General features: G+C 68.4%; 24 protein-coding genes and 1 riboswitch. Of the genes, 5 read left to right on the forward strand and 19 right to left on the reverse strand.

Translation table 11 applies throughout. From position 1 onward, the window contains the following. Positions 1-2: 2 nt before the first annotated feature. Positions 3-701: a thioesterase II family protein gene (locus tag ACGFJ2_RS34060; protein WP_393475309.1), complete on the reverse strand. Its 699-nt coding sequence runs from the start codon at positions 699-701 to the stop codon at positions 3-5. A gap of 188 nt (positions 702-889) precedes the next feature. Between ACGFJ2_RS34060 and ACGFJ2_RS34065 the strand changes: the two genes are divergently transcribed. Beyond that, the gene (locus ACGFJ2_RS34065) at positions 890-1,588 is read left to right on the forward strand and encodes a sulfite exporter TauE/SafE family protein (RefSeq protein ID WP_393475312.1); all 699 of its coding nucleotides are present in this window, start codon (positions 890-892) and stop codon (positions 1,586-1,588) included. 184 nt (positions 1,589-1,772) lie between these two features. Here the strand turns inward: ACGFJ2_RS34065 and ACGFJ2_RS34070 are convergent, their stop codons facing one another. From ACGFJ2_RS34070 to ACGFJ2_RS34095, 6 genes are all read right to left on the reverse strand, one after another. Continuing rightward, positions 1,773-2,534 carry an ABC transporter permease gene (locus ACGFJ2_RS34070; RefSeq protein ID WP_357944271.1) on the reverse strand — a complete coding sequence of 254 codons (762 nt, stop codon included), beginning with the start codon at positions 2,532-2,534 and terminating at the stop codon, positions 1,773-1,775. Positions 2,535-2,543: 9 nt separating this feature from the next. After that, positions 2,544-3,308 (reverse strand): ABC transporter ATP-binding protein, encoded by a 765-nt coding sequence (locus tag ACGFJ2_RS34075; RefSeq protein WP_393475316.1) that lies wholly within the window; start codon positions 3,306-3,308, stop codon positions 2,544-2,546. A gap of 651 nt (positions 3,309-3,959) precedes the next feature. Beyond that, on the reverse strand, positions 3,960-4,286 hold the full coding sequence (locus tag ACGFJ2_RS34080) for a DUF1048 domain-containing protein (protein WP_393475319.1): 327 nt from the start codon (positions 4,284-4,286) through the stop codon (positions 3,960-3,962). 1 nt (position 4,287) lies between these two features. After that, positions 4,288-4,644, reverse strand: coding sequence for a DUF1048 domain-containing protein (locus ACGFJ2_RS34085; RefSeq protein WP_357944264.1), 357 nt, complete (start codon positions 4,642-4,644; stop codon positions 4,288-4,290). Further along, the gene (locus ACGFJ2_RS34090; protein ID WP_393475322.1) at positions 4,641-4,967 is read right to left on the reverse strand and encodes a PadR family transcriptional regulator; all 327 of its coding nucleotides are present in this window, start codon (positions 4,965-4,967) and stop codon (positions 4,641-4,643) included. The genes ACGFJ2_RS34085 and ACGFJ2_RS34090 overlap by 4 nt, the downstream gene beginning before the upstream one ends. Before the next feature lie 197 nt (positions 4,968-5,164). Then, positions 5,165-5,488: a DMT family transporter gene (locus tag ACGFJ2_RS34095; RefSeq protein ID WP_393475325.1), complete on the reverse strand. Its 324-nt coding sequence runs from the start codon at positions 5,486-5,488 to the stop codon at positions 5,165-5,167. 19 nt (positions 5,489-5,507) lie between these two features. Continuing rightward, a riboswitch (guanidine-III (ykkC-III) riboswitch) is annotated at positions 5,508-5,573 on the reverse strand. A gap of 308 nt (positions 5,574-5,881) precedes the next feature. Here ACGFJ2_RS34095 and ACGFJ2_RS34100 point away from each other — a divergent pair. After that, on the forward strand, positions 5,882-6,301 hold the full coding sequence (locus tag ACGFJ2_RS34100; protein ID WP_357944258.1) for a MarR family winged helix-turn-helix transcriptional regulator: 420 nt from the start codon (positions 5,882-5,884) through the stop codon (positions 6,299-6,301). 71 nt (positions 6,302-6,372) lie between these two features. On the opposite strand, the gene ACGFJ2_RS34105 is transcribed toward ACGFJ2_RS34100, so the two are convergent. The 4 genes from ACGFJ2_RS34105 to sigE all read right to left on the reverse strand — a co-directional run bounded on the left by ACGFJ2_RS34105 (position 6,373) and on the right by sigE (position 9,986). Further along, the gene (locus ACGFJ2_RS34105) at positions 6,373-6,729 is read right to left on the reverse strand and encodes a sec-independent translocase (RefSeq protein ID WP_357944255.1); all 357 of its coding nucleotides are present in this window, start codon (positions 6,727-6,729) and stop codon (positions 6,373-6,375) included. Between the two features lie 344 nt (positions 6,730-7,073). After that, on the reverse strand, positions 7,074-8,633 hold the full coding sequence (locus ACGFJ2_RS34110) for a S1C family serine protease (protein WP_393475329.1): 1,560 nt from the start codon (positions 8,631-8,633) through the stop codon (positions 7,074-7,076). 194 nt (positions 8,634-8,827) lie between these two features. Further along, positions 8,828-9,364, reverse strand: coding sequence for a zf-HC2 domain-containing protein (locus ACGFJ2_RS34115; RefSeq protein WP_357651909.1), 537 nt, complete (start codon positions 9,362-9,364; stop codon positions 8,828-8,830). A gap of 1 nt (position 9,365) precedes the next feature. Then, positions 9,366-9,986 (reverse strand): RNA polymerase sigma factor SigE, encoded by a 621-nt coding sequence (gene sigE / locus ACGFJ2_RS34120; RefSeq protein WP_372451219.1) that lies wholly within the window; start codon positions 9,984-9,986, stop codon positions 9,366-9,368. A gap of 182 nt (positions 9,987-10,168) precedes the next feature. On the opposite strand from sigE, the gene ACGFJ2_RS34125 reads away from it, so the two are divergent. Continuing rightward, positions 10,169-10,807, forward strand: a complete 639-nt coding sequence (locus ACGFJ2_RS34125; protein ID WP_357944250.1) for an O-methyltransferase — start codon at positions 10,169-10,171, stop codon at positions 10,805-10,807. Positions 10,808-10,836: 29 nt separating this feature from the next. Here ACGFJ2_RS34125 and ACGFJ2_RS34130 read toward each other — a convergent pair whose 3' ends face one another. After that, entirely contained in the window at positions 10,837-12,243 is a 1,407-nt protein-coding gene (locus tag ACGFJ2_RS34130) for a leucyl aminopeptidase (protein WP_393475333.1), read from the reverse strand. A gap of 78 nt (positions 12,244-12,321) precedes the next feature. After that, a complete protein-coding gene (locus tag ACGFJ2_RS34135; protein WP_020545024.1) occupies positions 12,322-12,489 on the reverse strand; it encodes a DUF3117 domain-containing protein in 168 nt (55 codons plus the stop codon). A gap of 150 nt (positions 12,490-12,639) precedes the next feature. Here ACGFJ2_RS34135 and ACGFJ2_RS34140 point away from each other — a divergent pair, with 150 nt between their 5' ends. Together ACGFJ2_RS34140 and ACGFJ2_RS34145 are read left to right on the forward strand one after the other, a co-directional pair. Then, the gene (locus ACGFJ2_RS34140; RefSeq protein ID WP_357944246.1) at positions 12,640-13,446 is read left to right on the forward strand and encodes a PaaX family transcriptional regulator C-terminal domain-containing protein; all 807 of its coding nucleotides are present in this window, start codon (positions 12,640-12,642) and stop codon (positions 13,444-13,446) included. After that, positions 13,443-14,219, forward strand: a complete 777-nt coding sequence (locus tag ACGFJ2_RS34145) for an enoyl-CoA hydratase-related protein (RefSeq protein WP_393475336.1) — start codon at positions 13,443-13,445, stop codon at positions 14,217-14,219. Before ACGFJ2_RS34140 ends, ACGFJ2_RS34145 begins: the two co-directional genes overlap by 4 nt. Before the next feature lie 3 nt (positions 14,220-14,222). On the opposite strand, the gene ACGFJ2_RS34150 is transcribed toward ACGFJ2_RS34145, so the two are convergent. The 6 genes from ACGFJ2_RS34150 to ACGFJ2_RS34175 all read right to left on the reverse strand — a co-directional run bounded on the left by ACGFJ2_RS34150 (position 14,223) and on the right by ACGFJ2_RS34175 (position 19,139). Next, complete coding sequence (locus tag ACGFJ2_RS34150; protein WP_393476274.1) at positions 14,223-14,780, reverse strand: DNA-3-methyladenine glycosylase I; 558 nt, start codon at positions 14,778-14,780, stop codon at positions 14,223-14,225. A gap of 5 nt (positions 14,781-14,785) precedes the next feature. Next, on the reverse strand, positions 14,786-15,550 hold the full coding sequence (locus ACGFJ2_RS34155; protein WP_393475339.1) for a hypothetical protein: 765 nt from the start codon (positions 15,548-15,550) through the stop codon (positions 14,786-14,788). Positions 15,551-15,630: 80 nt separating this feature from the next. Continuing rightward, positions 15,631-16,215 carry a TIGR00730 family Rossman fold protein gene (locus ACGFJ2_RS34160; RefSeq protein ID WP_357944238.1) on the reverse strand — a complete coding sequence of 195 codons (585 nt, stop codon included), beginning with the start codon at positions 16,213-16,215 and terminating at the stop codon, positions 15,631-15,633. Between the two features lie 10 nt (positions 16,216-16,225). Next, positions 16,226-17,023, reverse strand: coding sequence for a TIGR00730 family Rossman fold protein (locus tag ACGFJ2_RS34165; RefSeq protein ID WP_393475342.1), 798 nt, complete (start codon positions 17,021-17,023; stop codon positions 16,226-16,228). A 227-nt stretch (positions 17,024-17,250) separates the two neighbouring features. Next, positions 17,251-18,306: a succinyl-diaminopimelate desuccinylase gene (gene dapE, locus ACGFJ2_RS34170; protein WP_393475345.1), complete on the reverse strand. Its 1,056-nt coding sequence runs from the start codon at positions 18,304-18,306 to the stop codon at positions 17,251-17,253. After that, the gene (locus ACGFJ2_RS34175; RefSeq protein ID WP_358179325.1) at positions 18,306-19,139 is read right to left on the reverse strand and encodes a 2,3,4,5-tetrahydropyridine-2,6-dicarboxylate N-succinyltransferase; all 834 of its coding nucleotides are present in this window, start codon (positions 19,137-19,139) and stop codon (positions 18,306-18,308) included. The genes dapE and ACGFJ2_RS34175 overlap by 1 nt, the downstream gene beginning before the upstream one ends. Positions 19,140-19,144 lie beyond the last annotated feature (5 nt).

Consider the following 19,144-nt stretch of genomic DNA (forward strand, 5'->3'; position numbering starts at 1 on the left):
GTTCAGCCACGAACCTTCCTGACCCATTCGTGAAGAGTCTCGGGAGGCAATTGCTCGACGATCTGGTGGCCGCCGTCGATCATGTGGACCGACAGCCATTCCGTCGTGTACTGGCTCCAGTCATTGAGGCACTCGGTGTTCCAGGAGCTCGCATCATCCTTGGCACCGACCGCGATTATCGGCGCGTTGAGCATCGGGCGCGAATCTGTCTCAAGATAGCGATTGAGCAGCTGATATTCAGACCGCCAGAGACGTGCGTACTCGGGGAGAGCCGCCGTTTCCATGATGTGTGACGGCGCCTCCAACTCCTCGGCCAATGCCCGGTCCGGCAGCTCCGCCAAAGGCGAGACAGGCGTGCGATGCGGCGGGTACTGGCACATGACGACGATGCCGCGAAGCTGTCGCTCCAGGTGCTTGGCCGCCTCCAGGCAGACCAGAGCGCCCATACTGTGGCCCACGAGCACGACATCCGTGGCGCCAGAGTCCGCGATGAGGGCCGCGAGCGCCGCGCCGCGCTCGTCAACGGAGGGCACATTCATCGGCTCGCTCCAGGTGGCCCGGCGGACGACAGGTTCCCGGCCCGGCTCGTTCCACCGCTCCACGAACTTCGTCCGGCCGCCCAGACCGGGAACGAAGATGACGGCCTGGCCACCATCGAGTGCCGGGCTGACAATGTAGCTCGCAGGCTCCTGACCACCCATTTCATTCGCTCCTATTGACAAGTGACGAAGTACAAGGGCCAACCATTTACCAACGTGTAACTACCCCATCCCGGACAGTCTCCATATATCGCAACATCAACCGCCAGAGGCAAATTTTCCGAGAATACTGGTTCATTTCAGTAGATCATGGCAAAGTGTGGCAGGTGTCCACGCTGCTAGCTGCCGCCGTGATTATCCTGATCGCTTCAACAGTGCACGCGGTGACCGGATTCGGGTACGCCCTCGTCGCCACTCCCCTACTGGCCCTCACGGTCGACCCTCATACAGCGGTGGTCGCCACGACGATGTCCGCCCTGGCCATGACCGTCACGATCGCCGTGCGTCAGCGTCACCACGCCGAGTGGAAGGTGGCCATGATCGCCATGGCCGGCATTGTGCTCGGCATGCCGCTCGGCCTCTGGGTGTATGGAGTGACGTCGGAGCGAGTGCTCACGGCCCTCATCGGGGTCGGAGTCCTGGGCTGCACGGTGATGGTGTGGCGGCGGGTGAAGGTGCCGGGGAATGTTCCCGTACTGGTGGGAGTCGGCTTCATCTCCGGCGCACTCTCCACCTCGACCGGCACCAATGGGCCGCCGATGGTCGCCGCCTTCCAGGGTATGGGCTACGACCCCACGAAGTTCCGCGCCACCCTCTCGGTGGTGTTCGCCGGCACCAGCGTGCTCAGTCTGGTCGGATTCGCCGTGGCCGGCGAGGTGAACACCCAGTCGATCTGGATCGGCGTGGTGGGCCTGCCGATCGTGCAGCTGGGGTGGTTCGCCGGAAACGCGGTCTTCCGCCGCATCGATCCGGAGCGCTTCCGCAAGGTGGTGCTGGCGGCCCTCCTGGTCAGCGCGGTGGTAACCCTCTCCGCCGCACTCAACGGCTGACTTCCGCTTTTACAGCTCTTTTACGGCAAGCACGGTGGGCCCCAACCGCCACACGGGGCCGGCCTCTGTCCAGGGAGACGCTTCTCCGGTGGAGGTGGCCGACCGCCGTGACGAGATGGTGAGACCACCCGCGTGGACTCCCGCCAACTGGCTTCCGAGAGGAGCAGCGGCTGCCGCACGTGGCCTAGGAGATCTTGCGGCGGTAGGTGTTCATGGCGAAGGCGTAGGCGACGACGAGGATGCCGACGCACCAGCCGAGGGCGATCCAGATGTCGGTGCCGACCGGCTGCTGGGCGAACAGGGCGCGGATGGCGTTGACGATGGAGGTCACCGGCTGGTTCTCGGCGAAGACGCGCAGCGGGCCGGGCATGGTGTCGGTGGGCACGAATGCCGAGCTGAGGAACGGCAGGAAGATGAGCGGGTAGGAGAAGGCGCTGGCGCCTTCCATGGTCTTGGCCGACAGGCCGGGGATGACGGCGATCCAGGTCAACGCCAGGGTGAACAGGATCAGGACGCCCGCCACCGACAACCACGCCAGCACTCCCGCCCCCGAGCGGAAGCCCATGAGCAGGGCGACGAGCGTCACGACCACGAGCGAGATCAGATTGGCGACCAGCGAGGTCAGCACGTGCGCCCACAGCACTGACGAGCGCGCGGTCGGCATGGACTGGAAGCGCTCGAAGATGCCGCCCTTCATGTCCATGAACAGCCGGTATGCGGTGTAGGCGATGCCCGAGGCGACCGTGATGAGCAGGATGCCGGGCAGCATGTAATTCACGTACGAATCCGACCCTGTTCTGATCGCGCCGCCGAACACGTACACGAACATCAGCATCATGGCGATCGGCATGATCGCGGTCGTGATGATGGTGTCCGGGCTGCGCGTGATGTGGCGCAGGGATCGTCCCAGCAGGACGGTGGTGTCGGTGAAGAAATGCTTGCTCATTTTTGTTCCTTATGCCTTCGTGCCGACGAGGGTGAGGAAGACGTCCTCGAGGGTCGGCTGCTTTTCGACGTATTCGACCTTGGCGGGTGGGAGCAGTTGCTTGAGCTCGTCCAGGGTGCCGTTGACGATGATCCGGCCTTCGTGGAGGATCGCGATCCGGTCGGCGAGTTGTTCGGCCTCGTCCAGGTACTGCGTGGTGAGCAGCACCGTTGTGCCGCGGGCGGCGAGCTCCTTGACGGCCTGCCAGACCTCGATGCGGGCTTGGGGGTCGAGGCCGGTGGTCGGCTCGTCGAGGAAGATGACCGGCGGGTTCCCGATGAGGCTCATCGCGATGTCCAGGCGCCGGCGCATGCCGCCGGAGTACGTCGCGACCTTGCGTCCGCCCGCGTCGGTGAGCGAGAAGCGGGCGAGCAGGTCGTCGGCGATCTCGCCGGGCTTCTTGAGATGCCGCAGCCGGGCGACCAGCACGAGGTTCTCCCGCCCGCTGAGGATCTCGTCGACGGCGGCGAACTGCCCGGTCAGGCTGATCGATTCGCGTACGTCCGCGGCCTGGGTGGCGACGTCGAAGCCGTTCACCCGTGCCGTCCCCGCGTCGGCCTTGAGCAGCGTGGACAGGATCTTCACGACCGTGGTCTTGCCGGCCCCGTTGGAGCCGAGCAGGGCGAAGATGCTGCCCCGCGCCACGTCGAAGTCCACGCCGCGTAGCACCCGCAGCTCCTTGTACGCCTTCTCCAGGCCCTGCACCTGGATCGCCGCAGCTTGCTGTGTCGTCATCAGTCTGTCCTGTCCTTTGTCGTGGTGTTCTCGCCGGCGGCGCGCTCGATGGCAGTGGCGAAGCGGTTCCGCTCGTAGATCCCCGGGCGGCTACTTAGCGGTGCTGGCTACCAGTACAAAGTAGCACTGACTACTAGTACTTAACAACACCGAATAGCGGAGGATTGTGCGTGTGGGTGCGGGCGGCCTGATCGCTGTTCGTGAGCGAGTCCGTCATCCCTTAGGCGAAGACGGGCTCCGCCGGCTCACTGGAGAGTTCGATCGTCGCGGACGAGGCGGAAGCGCCCGCCCCGCGATCACAAGTGCGTTCGCTGAACTGTTCATGGCGTCCACCATCGCCGAATGCGCTGATACCAGCCCGTTGCCGTGCTGACACGGACGCTGACACAACACCGCGGCAGGCCCGATCCGCCGCGGCCTGGTGCGCCTCCCTAGGGGCGATTGGGCGTCCACAGAGCCCTCCCGGGCCCGGGATCTCACCGTCGGCCGCCCGCTGGACGCGCGGGCGGGTGTCCACCAGCCGAGCGCCGCGGGCGACCGCGACGCCGGCTTCGGCGGGAGACAAGCGGCGCCACTCGGCGCGCGCGGCGGCAAGCGGGCTGTCGATGGCCAGGGGCCCGAAGAACTCCGCCTGGCACCGGTCGACGGGTGTTACTTCTCGGCCGTGCCGGATTCCCCGCTGATGGACTCCTGATAGATGTCCGCGTAGGTGCGCGAGTCCTTGATCAGGTCGTCGCAGAAGGCGGCGACATCGTTGCCGATGAGTTCCAGGACTCCCCTGTTGGCCGCGACGCCCTCCTCGAAGAAATCGACGATCCCGGTGAGCAGGGACCCGTCAAACAAGTCGATCGGTCCGACCTTGAAGAGGTACTTCTGAATCTCCTTGTAGACGATCCGGTAGTCCGGCGGGAGCGCCTTGACCCGCGCCATGTGCGCCCGCCACTGCTTCTTGCCCTCGATGATGTCTTGGATGCCCACGTCAGCCTCCTAGCCGGCCCAGTTTCCTTGCGACGTTCCTGTTCAACTGCTCGCGCCACCGGTCGCGATAGCCCCGAGCCCCTTCTCCGCCGACCAGCGCCGCGCAGAAGCCCGCGATGTCGTCACCCAGCACCTCGTGAATGCTCTGCTCATCGGCCGCTGTCTCTTCGAGCAGCCCCAGGGCGCTGTCGAGGATCGGCATCAGGTTGCGACCTGAGAAGTCCCCGTAGGGAAAAAGATGGCCCTTGATCTCTTCCCACGCCGCCCGGTATTCGGCCGGCAATGTCGCGGCCCGGGCTTCGAACGCCTTCCAGTCCCTGGTGAGATCGCTGCCTGTCATGGCCTCCCAGAAGTTCATCTCCCGCCCTCCTTGAGCTTGTCGATCCGTGATGTGACGTACTCCCATTTCGCCCAGAACCTCGCGAGCTCTTCGCGCCCCGCGTCGTTGAGCGCATAGAACTTGCGCGGCGGGCCCAGCCCGGACGGTCGTTTCGTCACCTGGACGAGCTTGTTCTTCTCCAGCCGCAACAGGATGGTGTAAACGGTCCCCTCGACGACGTCGGCGAAGCCGAGTTCGTTCAGCCGACGCGTGATGGCGTACCCGTAGGTCTCCTCGCCGCCGATGATTTCAAGCACGCAGCCCTCAAGCGTGCCCTTCAGCATCTCCGTCAGGTCGTCCATCGTGGTTCCTCTTCGATCTCCTAGTACTTTGTAGTACCGAGTACCACTACACAGTAGCACAGAGTAGAGAAGAAATGCCTAGCGAGCAGACCGGCGAACTAGAAAGGATCATGACCGCACGTCCGCGCAGCTCCACGCGCGTGTGCGCCCGCGACGACGCCCCCGGGGGCCTCGGACCGGCACCTGGTGCCAAGGCGTCAGTGGCCGCCACCCGCCAGGTTGAGACCGACAACACCGAGGAGGATCAGCGCGATCGAGACGATCTTGAGGAGGGACACGTCTTCTCCCAGCACGATCATGCCGAGAGCGGCCGTGCCGACGGCACCGATGCCTGTCCAGACCGCGTAGGCCGTACCGATCTCGAGGTTCTTGAGCACCAATGCCAGTAGGCCGAAGCTGAGCACGGCGAAGACGAAGAAGCCGACGCTCGGCAGCAGCACGGAGAATCCATTGCTGTGCTTGAGCGAATAGGCCATGGCGACCTCGAACAGACCGGCGACAATGATCATGACCCAGGCCATGACAGCCCCTTTCTTTCAAGGAGCGTCGTCTTTGCAGGCCGGGTACGGCGCGTCTCGTCCGGGCGGGACCCGATCGGCCCCACATCGCTGACAACGGCCGCGACCACGTGAGGATTCCCGGCCGCGCCCTGCCCGGCTGGGGGCTCATCGTCCGGCACGACAAGGACAATTGCTCAAGCGGTGAATGCGGATGACGCCGGAACTGCGGCAGCTCCGTGGGTGCGGGCGCCCACTCCGGTGCTGGGGGCGCAGGGCCGGTCGTGCCACGCCTGACCGAAGGGGCACACGGGGCCGGTGGGACGCCGCCGCCCGCCAGTCCGCCGCTGCTTCAAGCCCCGAAGCATCGACGCTAGTACGATCCTTCAATTCGCGAAACGTCTATAGGATGGCGATATGACCACGCCCGAGCTCACCGCGGTGGTGGCCGCGACCCACGAGATCTGGATGCGGACCAACGACCTGATCGGGCACGCGCTGGCCGGGCACCAACTGACACCGGCGACGTTCCACGCGCTTTGGGCCATCGACCCGGAAGAGCCGCCACCCTCGATGAAGGTGATGGCCGAACGCCTTTATTGCAACGCCCCCAACCTGACCTTCATCACCAACCAGCTCACCGACCGGGGCCTGGTGGAGCGCGCCGTGGACCCGGCCGACCGCCGCTCTCGCGTCCTGGTCCTGACCGCCAAGGGCCGCGAGGTCCGCGACGAACTGGTCCGGACGGCGCTGGAGAAGACCCCGCTGGCGGCGCTGACCGACAGCGAACTGCGGCAGCTCATGGCCTTGTTGAACCGCGCCGTCGGACCCGACTGACTCACCCGGCACTCCCAGGAGTCGGCACCACGGTCTAGGTCCGGTCGTAGACGACCGCGCCGTACCCAGGCTCAGGTCGCTTCCGCGTCGTAGGGAGGCAGTTCGCCGTAGCCCAGCTCGTCGACCGGCTCAGGATCGTAAGAGGTGGTGACGGGCTCCAGCTGCTGGGGCTTGTTGGCCCAATCGTCCTCGTCCTCCAGCAGGTGCTTGCGGACGAAGTTTTTGGGGTTGAGGTCGCTGGGGTCGAAGTTGGAGAACTCCGGGCCCAGGCCCGCCCGCAGGTCGTCGCGTGCGCTGTTGGCCATCCGGCGCAGGTTGCGCAGCGTCTTGCCGGCTTGCGAGGCCGCCTGAGGCAGCTTGTCGGGACCGAAGACGAGCAGCGCGATGACGACCAGCGCGCAGATCTCCATCCACCCGAGTCCGAACACCGTTTGCTCCTACCGCAGTCCAACCAAACCGGGGACAACCCGACCCCTCAAGACTAAGGCCAAACCGCCCCGGCCAGGTCGCCAGCCCCCGTCTCGGTTCAGCAAGACCACGCGGGCGGTCTCACCGTCTCGTCACGGCGCCCGGCCACCTCCACCGGAGGAGCGTCTCCCTGGACAGAGGCCGACCCCGAACGGCGGTTGGGGCTCACCGTGCCTGCCGTAAAAGCTGTGAAAAGCCGTAGAGCGGTCGCACCGTCTCGTCACAGCGGCCGGCCACCTCCACCGGAGGAGCGCCCCTTTGGCAGAGGCGCACCCACACGGCGATTCTGAAGGAACCAGGACGATCAGGACGGCGTCGGAGCCGGGGTGTCATCCGCAGTAACGGTAAGGGTGGCGGTGCGGTCTTGGCCGGCGCGTTGGTATTTGATGGTGATCTTGGAGCCCGGAGACTTGCTGCGGATCAGGGCGATCAGTTCGTTGCCGTCCTGCAGCATCAGCCCGTCGATCTCCATGATGACGTCGCCCGCCTTGAGGCCCGCCTTGGCGGCCGGGCCGCCCGCGTCGACCGGCTGCCGGCCCTCCGTCGGGCCCGAGGCGATGCGTACGCCCTGGCCCTTGTAGTCCTTGTCGAGGACGATGCCGATCTTCGGGCGCTTGGCCTTGCCGGTCGTGATGATCTCCTCGGCTACGCGGCGCGCCTGGTTGACCGGGATGGCGAAGCCGAGGCCGATGCTGCCGCCCTGGCTGCTCATGGAGCGGCTCAACGTGGCGATCGCGGAGTTGACGCCCACGACCTCGCCCTTGCCGTTGACCAGCGGGCCACCCGAGTTGCCGGGGTTGATGGCGGCGTCGGTCTGGATCGCGCTGATGTAGGCGGGCTCCTCGGTGCTGGTGCCGCTCTCGTCGCCCGCGATGACCGGGCGGTTCAGGGAGCTGACGATGCCGGTCGTCACCGTGCCGGTGAGGCCGAGCGGGGAGCCGATCGCGATGACCGGGTCGCCCACGACCACGTCCTCGGAGTTGCCGAGGGTGATCTCGGGCGTGCCGAAGGTCTCCTCCGGCTTGACCACGGCCAGGTCGGAGCCCGGGTCACGGCCGACGATGCGGCCCTTCGTGGTCTTGCGGTTGTTGAACATGATCTGGATGTCGCCGCCCTTGGCGGCCGGGGCGACCACGTGGTTGTTGGTGACCACGTAGCCGTCCTTGATCAGGAAGCCGGAGCCCGACACGCCCTCGGCGCTGCTGGCGTTGACCTCCAGCGAGACCACGCTGGCCCGGGCGCGGGCGGCCACTCCGGCGACGGAGTCGGGGGCCCGGTTCGTGGCGCCGCTCGGGATGGGGCCGAGGCTGTAGGAAGGGTTGGTGCCGCTGCCGCCCGACCTGGTCAGCAGGTAGGTGCCGACGCTGCCGAGCCCCGAGGCGACCAGGGCGATGACGACCGCCAGGACGATCAGGACGCCCGTGCCGGGGCCGCGCCTGGGAGCGGGTGCCGACGTCAGGCCGCCGGGCGGTGGCGCCCAGCCCGCGCCCATACCGAGCGCGTTGGGCGGCGGGGGCGGGCGCTTGGCGCCGCCACCGAACGGCGGCGGGCCCGCCGAGTTGCCGAAGAACGGGCTCTCGTAGGTGCGGGTGCTGTTGGGCGGCGGTGGCTCCTCAGCCGGTCCCTGGCCCGAGGCCGGAGCCGCGTACGAGGCCGGAGGCGGGTAGGAGGGGCTGCCATAGGACGCGGTGTCTCCGGGGCGGCCTGACGGGTCACCCCACCGGCCGCTCTCGGAGGAGGCCGTCTCGGACCGCCATCCAGACTGTTCGGCCTGGTCGTCGGCCGGCAGGAACTCCGGCCGCCCCTGTGGCTCAGGGAAGTCCGACGGCATGCGTCCTTCTGGTGGGCGCGTCTCGTCGGTCATCTAGATCTCACCACTCCTTGCCTCGGACACCGCAATCCTGGCGTGAACGGCATACGAGAGTCGTAAAGCAATTGTCAGGCAATGAGCCAACATATGTGGACACCTGACAGATTCCCGAACTCAAATCGTATGCCCCTGACGCCGTCGACTACGCCACTCGAGTATCCCAGGCATTCCTGAGAGTGGGCGTGAGATCAGGGCGTGGCGGTGGGCAGAGTCGTGGTCGGCGACGAAGTGGGCGTGTGCCGCGCCTGCTCGAACAGCTCGACCGGCGGCGCCTGGGCGCTCTGACCGACCCCCGAGACGGCGAAGAAGGTGCCGAGCGCGACGGCCGCGGAGACCACGCCGACCGCCACGTACGCGCCGCGCCGCCTACCCCCGCGACCAGGGCCCGAACCGCCACCAGTCGCGTCCCTGCGCGGGCGGTTGTCCAGCGGAGCGATGCTGTGCGGCCCAGGGATGGGCACTCCGCCGAACGTCCGGGTAGGGAAAGGCCGCTCCCTGGGGGGCAACGGGCCACCGGGCTCGGACATCCGCAGCAACGACATGGTGAGATCGGCCGGCATCACCGGGCCGTCGAGCGAGCGCAGGCGCGACTTCAGCGCCCGCATCGACTCGACCTCCCGCCTGCAGTCGCCACAGAAGGTCAGATGGGCTAGAGCGCGGTCGCGTTCGGTGTGATTCAACTCACCGTCCACGAGCGCGGAAACGCGTTCTCCAAGATGCGACATATCAGACTTCCTCCCCACGGGTTCCCGACGGGAATGATGGCGGGGGGAGTTGGGAATTACGGGGGGCCCGGTGATCGAGCGCCTCCCGCAACTGCGCCCGGCCACGGTGAATACGGCTTCGGACCGTACCCAGCTTGACGCCGAGCGTGGCCGCGATCTCCTCGTACGACAGACCCTCGATGTCACACAGCACGATCGCGGCCCGGAACTCCGGTGCGAGCGCGTCGAGCGCGGCCTGGATGTCCGGCTCAAGGTGCGCGTCGTCGAACGCCTGCGCCGGTGAGGGCTCGCGCCCGCGCAGCCGTTCGGCCGCGTCGTCGGCGAGTCCTTCGAACCGGATGCGCTGCTTGCGCCGCGCCATGTCGAGGAACAGGTTCGTCGTGATCCGGTGCAGCCAGCCCTCGAACGTTCCGGGGGTGTAACTCGACAGGGACCTGAAGACCCGCACGAAGACCTCTTGGGTGAGATCTTCGGCATCGTGGACATTGCCGGTCAGGCGATACGCCAGCCGGTATACACGTGCGGAATGAGTCCGCACCACTTCCTCCCAGGTGGGAGGCGTCCAGTCAGACACGGGAGTATCGGCCTGGTGGTCACTTTCGTCCACCAGAACTCCTCTCATTGGGACCACCGCTACCGCCATAGTGCCTGGTTTCGTCCCTTCGTGCGTACTGCCTGCCTTCCGGACCGGCAAAGCCCGTTTAAACCTGCAACGCCTCACGGCCGTCTTGAGTTCCCGTCCCGGCGTGTCTCCCCTAGGCTGCGATCGGTGACCAATCGCACGAAAGTGGGGGGAGGAGGCCGATGACCAGTCCGGTAGAGGCCACTCTGGCCTATGCGGAGCAGTTCCATCATGAGGATGAGATCCTGCACGCGGCGCGCCTGCGCGGCCTGGAAATGGGTGCCACGCCCATCCTTCCCGGGGGCGGGGCGGCGCTCTGCTTCCTGGCCACGGCCGTCAACGCCAAGTCGGTCGTCGAGATCGGCACGGGCTGCGGCGTCTCCGGTCTCTGGATGCTGCGCGGCATGCGTCCCGACGGCACGCTGACCAGTGTCGACGTGGAGCCGGAGCATCAGCGGCTGGCCAGGCAGGCGTTCGCGGAGGCCGGGTTCTCCGGCGGGCGGGTGCGGCTGATCACCGGCCGGGCCCTCGACGTACTGCCCCGGCTCTCCGACGGCGGCTACGACATGGTCTTCGCCGACGGGGCCAAGCAGGAGTACGCCGACTACCTGGCTGAGGCGGTCAGGCTGCTGCGCGTGGGCGGCATCGTCGCCTTCGACAATGTCCTGTGGCACAACCGCGTGGCCGACCCGGCGCAGCGCGACCCCGACACGGTCGCGCTACGCGAACTGGGCAAGCTGGTGCAGTCCGACGACCGCCTGCGCTCGCTGTTGATGCCCCTGGGCGACGGCCTGCTCGCCGCCGTCAAGACCGCCTCATAGCGCCCTCATAACGCCAAACACACGTTGTCCTAGCGCGTCAGCCACTCCAGCAACACGCGCACCCCGAACCCGGTCGCGCCCTTGGTGAGCACGCCCTCGTTCACGGTGCTGCGTCCCACGCCCGCGATGTCCAGGTGCGCCCACGGCCGCTTGCCCGCGAACTCCCTCAGGAACAACGCCGCCGTGATCGACCCGGCCCCATAGGTGGAACCGCTCTCGACATTGGCCAGGTCCGCGATCGAGGACTCCAGCGCCGGCGCGTAGTCGTCGATCAGCGGCATCCGCCACAGCCGGTCGTCGCTGGCCTGCCCCGCCTCGACAAGCCCCTGGGCGAGGTCGTCGTCGGTGGCGTAGACGGCGCCGAAGCCGCGGCCGAGCGCGACGGTGATCGCCCCGGTGAGCGTGGCGATGTCCACCACCGCGTCCGGGTCGAGCTCGGCGTCGGCGTAGGCGAGCGCGTCGGCCAGCACCAGCCGCCCCTCCGCGTCGGTGTTGAGCACCTCCACCGTGCGGCCGCCGTAGTGCTTGATGACGTCGCTGGGCCGCTGGGCCGTACCGGAAGGCATGTTCTCGGCCGCCGCGATCAGGCCGGTCACCCGCACGGGCGCGCCCAGCCGGGCGAGCGCGGAGATGACGGCGATCACCACGGCGCCGCCCGCCATGTCGGTCTTCTGGGTCTTCATGTTCTCGTTCGGCTTGAGCGACAGGCCGCCCGAGTCGAACGTGATGCCCTTGCCCACCAGCACGACATGCCGATCGCTCGGCTCGGGCGGGGTGTAGGAGAGCTGGATGAGGCGGGGCGGGTTGGCCGAGCCCCGGCCGACGGCCAGGATGCCGCCGAAGCCGCCCGCCTGCAGCTGCTCCTCGTCCCAGACGCGTACCGGCACGTCCTGCTCGGCCGCGCGCTCGGCCAGCCAGAGCGGGTTCTTGACCGACGCGGGCGTGTTGGTCAGGTCGCGGGCCAGCGCCACCGCCTGGGCGACGGTCTGGCCGCGCCGCACCGCGCCCTCGTCGGCGCCGACGAACGTCAGCGCCCGCACGGACGGCTTGCCCGGCTCGCCGATCTTGAAGGTGTACGCCGCCAGCAGCGCGGCCTCGGTGAAGGCCGTCACGTCGCCCGCCGGCGTCACCACGACCAGCGCTTCCCTGCCCTTGGCCTTGCGAGTGAGCGCGGCGCCCGCCTTGCGCAGCGCGCGCGGCGAGCCGTCGCCGACCCCGTACAGGAGCACCCGGCCGACCCCGTCCGCCCGCGCCACCGGGACCTCCACCACCTCACCCGCCTCTCCGTTGGCGTCATAGTGCGCCAACAGGGCGGCCGTCGGCACGTGCAGATCCAGCTCGACGGCGGGAGCGAGATCGGCGTCATAGGGCACGGCGAGCAGCTCGACGTCCGCTGGTACGTCGGCCACCACCGATGCCGTGGTCTCAATGGGCACGGAAATCCCCCTCAAACGTCAGCGGCCCTGGCGCGGACGCACGCCAGGGCCGTGGAACGACCTGTGTCTCGGGAGCTCTCAGCCGACGACGTTCTTCAACGCTTCGCCGAGCGCCTTCGCCTCGTCGGCGGAAATCTCCACGACGAGCCGGCCGCCACCCTCCAGGGGGACCCGCATGACAATGCCGCGCCCTTCCTTGGTGACCTCCAGCGGACCATCGCCGGTCCGCGGCTTCATCGCCGCCATGCGTGCATCCCTTCCTGCCTTGGGCTCCCGCGGCCCGCGGTTTCCGGCCGCCCCTGAGGATGGCCGACGCATTCACGTCATCTGTGATGTCCTATTCTCCCGCATCGAGAGCGCTCATGGGTAACGATCTCCTCCCAGAATGCGTTGTCCATGCTGGCGAAGGCGGCCAAACTGGACTTCGTGCATGCTCGCGCCGCTCTGTTCGACCTCTATGGAGACCACCTGCGCTCGCGCGGTGGACAGGCGTCCGTGGCCGCGCTCGTACGGCTCATGAAGCCCCTCGAAATCGCCGCCCCGGCCGTGCGGACGGCCGTTTCCCGCATGGTGCGGCAGGGCTGGTTGCAGCCCGTCAGGCTGCCCCAGGGCGCCGGTTACGGACTTACGCCGAAGTGCGTCAGACGTCTGGACGAAGCCGCCTTGAGAATTTACCGAGCCGGAACTTTGAGCTGGCGTGGCCGGTGGCACCTGATCGTCCTCGAGCCGGTCAAGGACCGTCCGCGCAGGGAACGGATCCGCGCCGACCTGACCTTCCTGGGGTACGCCGCGCTGTCGGAGACGACGTGGATCGGCCCGCGTTCGTCGATCGAGCTGGACAACCTGCTGGAGGGCGAGGGCGTGCGCGCCGACAGGTTCGACGCGGCGCTTGAGGGCGACCCGCGCGAGCTGGTGGCCCGCGCCTGGGATCTGACCGCCATCGGCGCGGCGTACGAGCACTGGCTGTCGGAAGCTGTCACTCTGGTCGGCGCGCTGCCCGGCGGCGCCCCGGCTGATCAGGTGTTCGCGACCAGGAGCAAACTCGTGCACGGATGGCGCAACTTCCTGTTCCGGGACCCCGGCCTCCCCCCGGAGCTGCTGCCGTCCGCCTGGCCGGGCGAGAAGGCCAGGGCCTACTTCGAGCAGGAGGCGGTCCGCCTGCTGCCCGCGGCCGCCGCGTTCGTCGACAGGGAGCTGCCTTGATCCGCTATGACGTGACCGATGCCGTCGCCACCATCACCCTCAACCGGCCCGAGGCGATGAACTCGCTGACGGCCGAGGTGAAGGCGGCCCTGCTCGACGCGCTGCGCCGCGCCGCCGCCGACCCCGAGGTGCGCGCGGTGCTGCTCACCGGCTCGGGACGGGCCTTCTGCGCGGGCCAGGACCTGCGCGAGCACGCCGACAACCTGGAGGCGGGCCGCGGCCTGGCCGACACGGTCCGCGCGCACTACAACCCCATCGTCGAGCTGATCACCACGATGGCCAAGCCGGTCGTGGCGGCGGTCAACGGCGTGGCCGCCGGGGCGGGCGCCTCGCTGGCCTTCGCCTGCGACCTGCGGGTGGCCTCGGACAAGACCAAGTTCGCGATGGCGTTCGCCGGGGTGGGCCTGGCGCCCGACTCGGGCGCGTCGTGGACGCTGGCCCGCCTGGTGGGTCTGGGACGGGCGACCGAGCTGCTGCTGCTCGGCGAGCCGCTCGGCGCGGCCCGCGCGCTCGAACTGGGCGTGGTCACGCGCGTGGTGCCCGCCGACGACGTGCTCAAGACCGCCCATGAGCTGGCCGTACGACTGGCGGCGGGGCCCACCAGGGCGTTCGCGGCCACGAAGCAGGCGCTGGCCTACGCCGCGACGCACTCGCTGCCCGAGACCCTGGCCGTGGAGGCCGACCTGCAGGACGAGTGCGTGGCCACCCAGGACCACCTCGACGCCACGCGGGCCTTCCTGGCCAAGGAACCGCCGACGTTCCGCGGCCGCTGACTGTCAGGGCTGTTGCTGCCGGGCGACGCAGCCCTCGATGTGGTCGTTGACCAGGCCGATGGCCTGCATGAGGGCGTACGCGGTGGTCGGGCCGACGAATCTGAAGCCGCGCTTCTTGAGGTCCTTGGCCAGGGCCTTGGAGGCCGGGGTGATGGCCGGGACGTCGGTCATCGACCTGGGGACCGGGGACTCGGCGTCGGCGTACTGCCAGACCAGGTCGGACAGACCGCCGGGCAGGTCGAGCGCGGCCCGCGCGTTGGCGATGGTCGCCTCCACCTTGGCGCGGTTGCGCACGATGCCGGGGTCGCCGAGGAGCCGGGTCACGTCCTCCTCGGTGTACGCGGCGACCTTGGGGATGGAGAACTGGTCGAAGGCGGCGCGGAAGTTCTCGCGCTTGCGCAGGATCGTCAGCCACGACAGGCCCGACTGGAAGGCTTCCAGGGAGACCCGCTCGAAGACACCGTCGTCGCCCCGGACCGGGCGGCCCCACTCCTCGTCGTGGTAGGTGATGTAGATCGGGTCCGCCATCCCTGGCCAGGTACAGCGGATCACTTCGGGCACTTGCGTCACTTGCTCTCGTCCCTGTCCTCGCCCGGCGCCACCCGCACCGGCTCACCCTCGCGCTCCAGCCCCTTGTCGCTCGGCTGGGCCGCGATCGGCTCCCCGTCGTCACTCGGCTGGACCGCGACCGGCTCACCATCGCGAACCAGCTCACCGTCGCGGACCGGCTCGTCTTCCGTTGCCGCGGCCGAGGCGTCGAACGCGGCCGTGCGATCGGCCGGCGCCTCGGATGGCGTGGCGTCGTCTTCCGGCTTCACCACAGCGTCCGGCTCTGCCGCGACGTCCTGCTGGTCGGGCATCGCCGACGCGTCCTGCGGCTCGTCCGTGGGCGGCTCGGCGTGCTGGTCTCCCAGGTCGTGCGGCTCGGCCGCCGAGTCCCCCTCCTGAGAGAGGTCCCGGGGCGCGGCCGGTGGCTCGTGGTCGGTGCGCAGGCCGGCGCCAGGAGCCGCGTAGACCTCCTGGCGCGCGTACAGCCGGCTCGACAGCAGCTCGGAGACCCGCTGTTCGAGCACCGCGATCCTGGTGTCCCGAGCGCTGATCGCCGTCGCCGCCCTGCGCAGGGTCTCGTCGACACTCTGCGTGTGGTAGCCGACCAGGTTGACCGGCAGCTGCAGCGCCATGAAGTCCACCGCCGTGAGCTGCCCGGGCTCGGGCAGGTCGAGAGGCGGCACATCCGGCGGGAACTCGGTCAGCTCCCCGCCCCTTCCGAGGGAGACCAGGACCACGCAGGCCAGAATGGCGAGCGCGGCAATGGCGAGTACGACCAGCACATTGGCATCGTACTCATACGATCGAGGCACGAGTCCCGCACTTGCCGCGCCTGTTACGTCTTGGGACTCCCCGGGACGGGTCAGCCGGTGGCCTCGCCGAGCTCCTCGACGCTGGGCCGAACCGGCGTGCTGGTGGCCTCCAGGTGCGCGAACGCCTCCTCGACCGTGGTGGTCCAGGAGATGGCGTCGAAGACGTTGGCCCGGGTGAAGCCCGCGTCGTACATGTTCTCGATGAGCTGCCGCAGCGGCGTGTACAGGCCCCACGGGTCGAGGATCACCAGCGGACGGTCGTGGATGCCGAGGACGCGGGCCGTCCAGATCTCGAAGAGCTCCTCCAGCGTGCCGATGCCGCCGGGCAGGACGAGGAAGGCGTCGGAGCGTTCGTCCATGGCGGCCTTGCGCTCGCGCATGCCGGTGGTGACGATCAGCTCGTCGGAGCCCGTGTCGGCGACCTCGATGTCGACCAGGACCTGGGGGATCACGCCGATGGTGCGGCCGCCGGAGGCGCGGGTGGCGGCGGTGATGGCGCCCATGCACGAGACGGTGGCGCCGCCGCTCACCAGCGTGTGGCCACGCTGGGCGAGCTCGACGCCGACCTCTGTGGCGAGTTGGAGGTATTTCTCGTCAATCTTCTGACTTGAGGCGCAAAACACGCAGATATTCACATATTTGAGCTTATTGGGGCTCGGCCGGCTGGGCGGCGACGGCGCTCTTCTCCTCCCGGAGCTGCTCGGACCGCTTGAGGTCGGCGTCGACGATGAGGCGTACGGCCTCCTCGACGTCGTCGGTCATGGTGATGAGGCCGAGATCCTGCTCAGCGATCTTGCCGGTGTCCAGGAGCGTGCTCTTGATCCAGTCCATCAGGCCGCCCCAGAACTCCGAGCCCATCAGCACGACGGGGAAGGAGGTCACCTTCTGCGTCTGCACCAGCGTGAGCGCCTCGAACAGCTCGTCGAGCGTGCCGAACCCACCGGGCAGCGCGATGAAGCCGCACGAGTATTTGACGAACATCGTCTTGCGGACGAAGAAGTAGCGGAACTCGATGCCGAGGTCCACGTAGTCGTTCATCTTCTGCTCGAAGGGCAGCTCGATGCCGAGCCCCACCGACATGCCGCCCGCCACGTCCAGAGCACCCCGGTTGGCCGCCTCCATGATCCCGGGGCCGCCGCCGGTGATGACCGCATAGCCGGCCTGGGCCAGCGCACGGCCGAGCGCGCGGCCCATGCCGTAGTCGGCCGAGCCCTCGGGCGTGCGGGCGGAGCCGAAGACGGTGACCGCCGGGGGCAGCTCGGCCAGCTGCCCGAATCCCTCCACGAACTCCGCCTGGATGCGCAGCACTCGCCACGGGTCCATGTGCACCCAGTCGGCGGGGCCCTGACGGTCGAGCAGCCGCTGATCATGGGTGGTTTGAAGCGCGAGACTGCCGCGGATCACGGCCTGCCCCTGACGGCGTTCCGGACGTGTCTGTTCCATGCGGTCACGCTAGCCCAACGCCGGGCGACCCCGCGCACAACGAGGACTAGTCACCCGTTAGAGGGCCTCTGCGGCAAATGCCCTGGTAGATGGCACTAAGAACCCGCGTAAAAAATCTTGTAAGAAGCAGGAACCAGATTTCGACCTGCCTGCGTCTAACTGCCGAGGGTGCTGCTCGGGACTGAAAGTGGCTTTCCCCGCCAAATGGCCGGCGAGGAAAGCCACTTTCACTTTGTCAGCCAGTTCAGCAGAGCCCGCTCGCTCTCCACGATCTTCGGAAGCGACACGTACTCCCCCTGCTGATGCGCCAGGTTCGGGTCACCGGGACCGTAGTTCACCGCCGGCACCCCCAGTGTGGAGAAGCGCGCGACATCCGTCCAGCCCAGCTTGGCCCGCGGCGCGCCGCCGACCGCGGCGGTGAAGGCCGCCGCCACCGGGTGGGTGAGGCCGGGCCGCGCCGCCGGGGCGCCGTCGGTGAAGCGGACCTCGAACCCGTCGAACACCTCGCGTACGTGCTCCTGCGCCTGCTCGATCGACAGGTCGGGCGCGAACCGGTAGTTGACCGTGACCACGCACTCGTCCGGGATCACGTTGCCCGCCACGCCGCCGCGCACGCCGACCGCGTTGAGACCCTCGTGGTAGGCGAGCCCGTCGACCACGGGCTGCCGGGCCTCATAGGCGTTGAGCCGGGCCAGCACCGGCTCGATGCCGTGAATGGCGTTGACCCCGAGCCACGACCTGGCGCTGTGCGCGCGCTTGCCGGTCACGGTGATCTCGGCCCGCAGGGTGCCCTGGCAGCCGCCCTCGATCACCCCGTCGGTGGGCTCCATGAGCACCGCGAAGTCGGCCGCCAGCCAGTCGGGGTGCTCGCGCGCCACCCTCGTCAGCCCGTTGCGCTCGGCCTCGATCTCCTCGCAGTCGTAGAAGACATAGGTGACGTCACGGTTGGGCGCGGGCACGGTGGCCGCCAGCTTGAGCGCGACCGCCACCCCCGCCTTCATGTCCGAGGTGCCGCAGCCGAAGAGCAGGTCGCCCTCGACGCGGCTGGGCAGATTACCGGCGACCGGCACCGTGTCGAGGTGCCCGGCGATCAGCACCCGCTCGGCGCGGCCCAGCTCCGTGCGCGCGACGAGCGTCTCGCCCGATCTGTCGACCTTGAGGTACGGCAACGCCGCCAGCGCCCGCTCGACCGCGTCGGTCAGCGTCTTCTCGTCGCCGCTCACCGACTCGATGTCCACGATGGCCGCGGTCAGCGTCCGTACGTCCTGCGTCAGGTCCAGCATCAGGTGTTCACTCCGTGTTCGCGCAGCGCCTCGTTGAGCGCTGCCTTGTCGTGGCGCTGCCCCGGCTCCAGGCGCTTGATCACCAGCACGCAGGGCAACCCGAACGTGCCGCCGGGGAACTCCTTCTGGCGGGTGCCGCCGACGGCGACGCACCAGTCGGGTACGCGGCCGCGGGCCAGCTCCTCGCCGGTCTGCACATCGATCACCGGGATGGAGGCCGACAGGATCGTGCCCGCCCCGATGACGGCGCCGCGTCCCACCCGGGCGCCTTCGACCAGCATCGCACGGCTGCCGATGAGCGCGTCATCCTCCACGATCACCGGCACGGCGTTGGGCGGCTCCAGCACACCGCCGATCCCCACACCGCCGGACAAATGAACGTTTTTCCCGATTTGGGCACAGGAGCCGACCGTGGCCCAGGTGTCGACCATCGTGCCTTCGCCGACGTACGCGCCGATGTTCGTGAACGACGGCATCAGCACCACGCCGGGCGCCAGATAGGAGCCCCAGCGCGCGATCGCTCCCGGAACCACCCGCACCCCGTCGAGCGTGGTCTTGAGCGGATGCCGGTCGTGGTGCTGGAAGTCGCCCACCTGCGACCTGGCCAGGCCCAGCACCTGGAAACTGAGCAGGATCGCCCGCTTGGCCCGCTCGTCCACGACCACCTCGCCGTCGGACAGCCGGGCGGCCCGCGCCTGTCCCCTGTCCAGCAGGTCGATCGCGCTCACCACCACCTTGCGCGCGTCGAGGTCGCGGGGGGACAGCTCCTCGCGACGCGCCCACAGCTCGTCCACCGCGGATACGATCGGTGACACACCGCTCACGTGCCTCATGGCCA

This window comes from Nonomuraea sp. NPDC049028, assembly GCF_043197735.1.
Lineage (GTDB): Bacteria > Actinomycetota > Actinomycetes > Streptosporangiales > Streptosporangiaceae > Nonomuraea.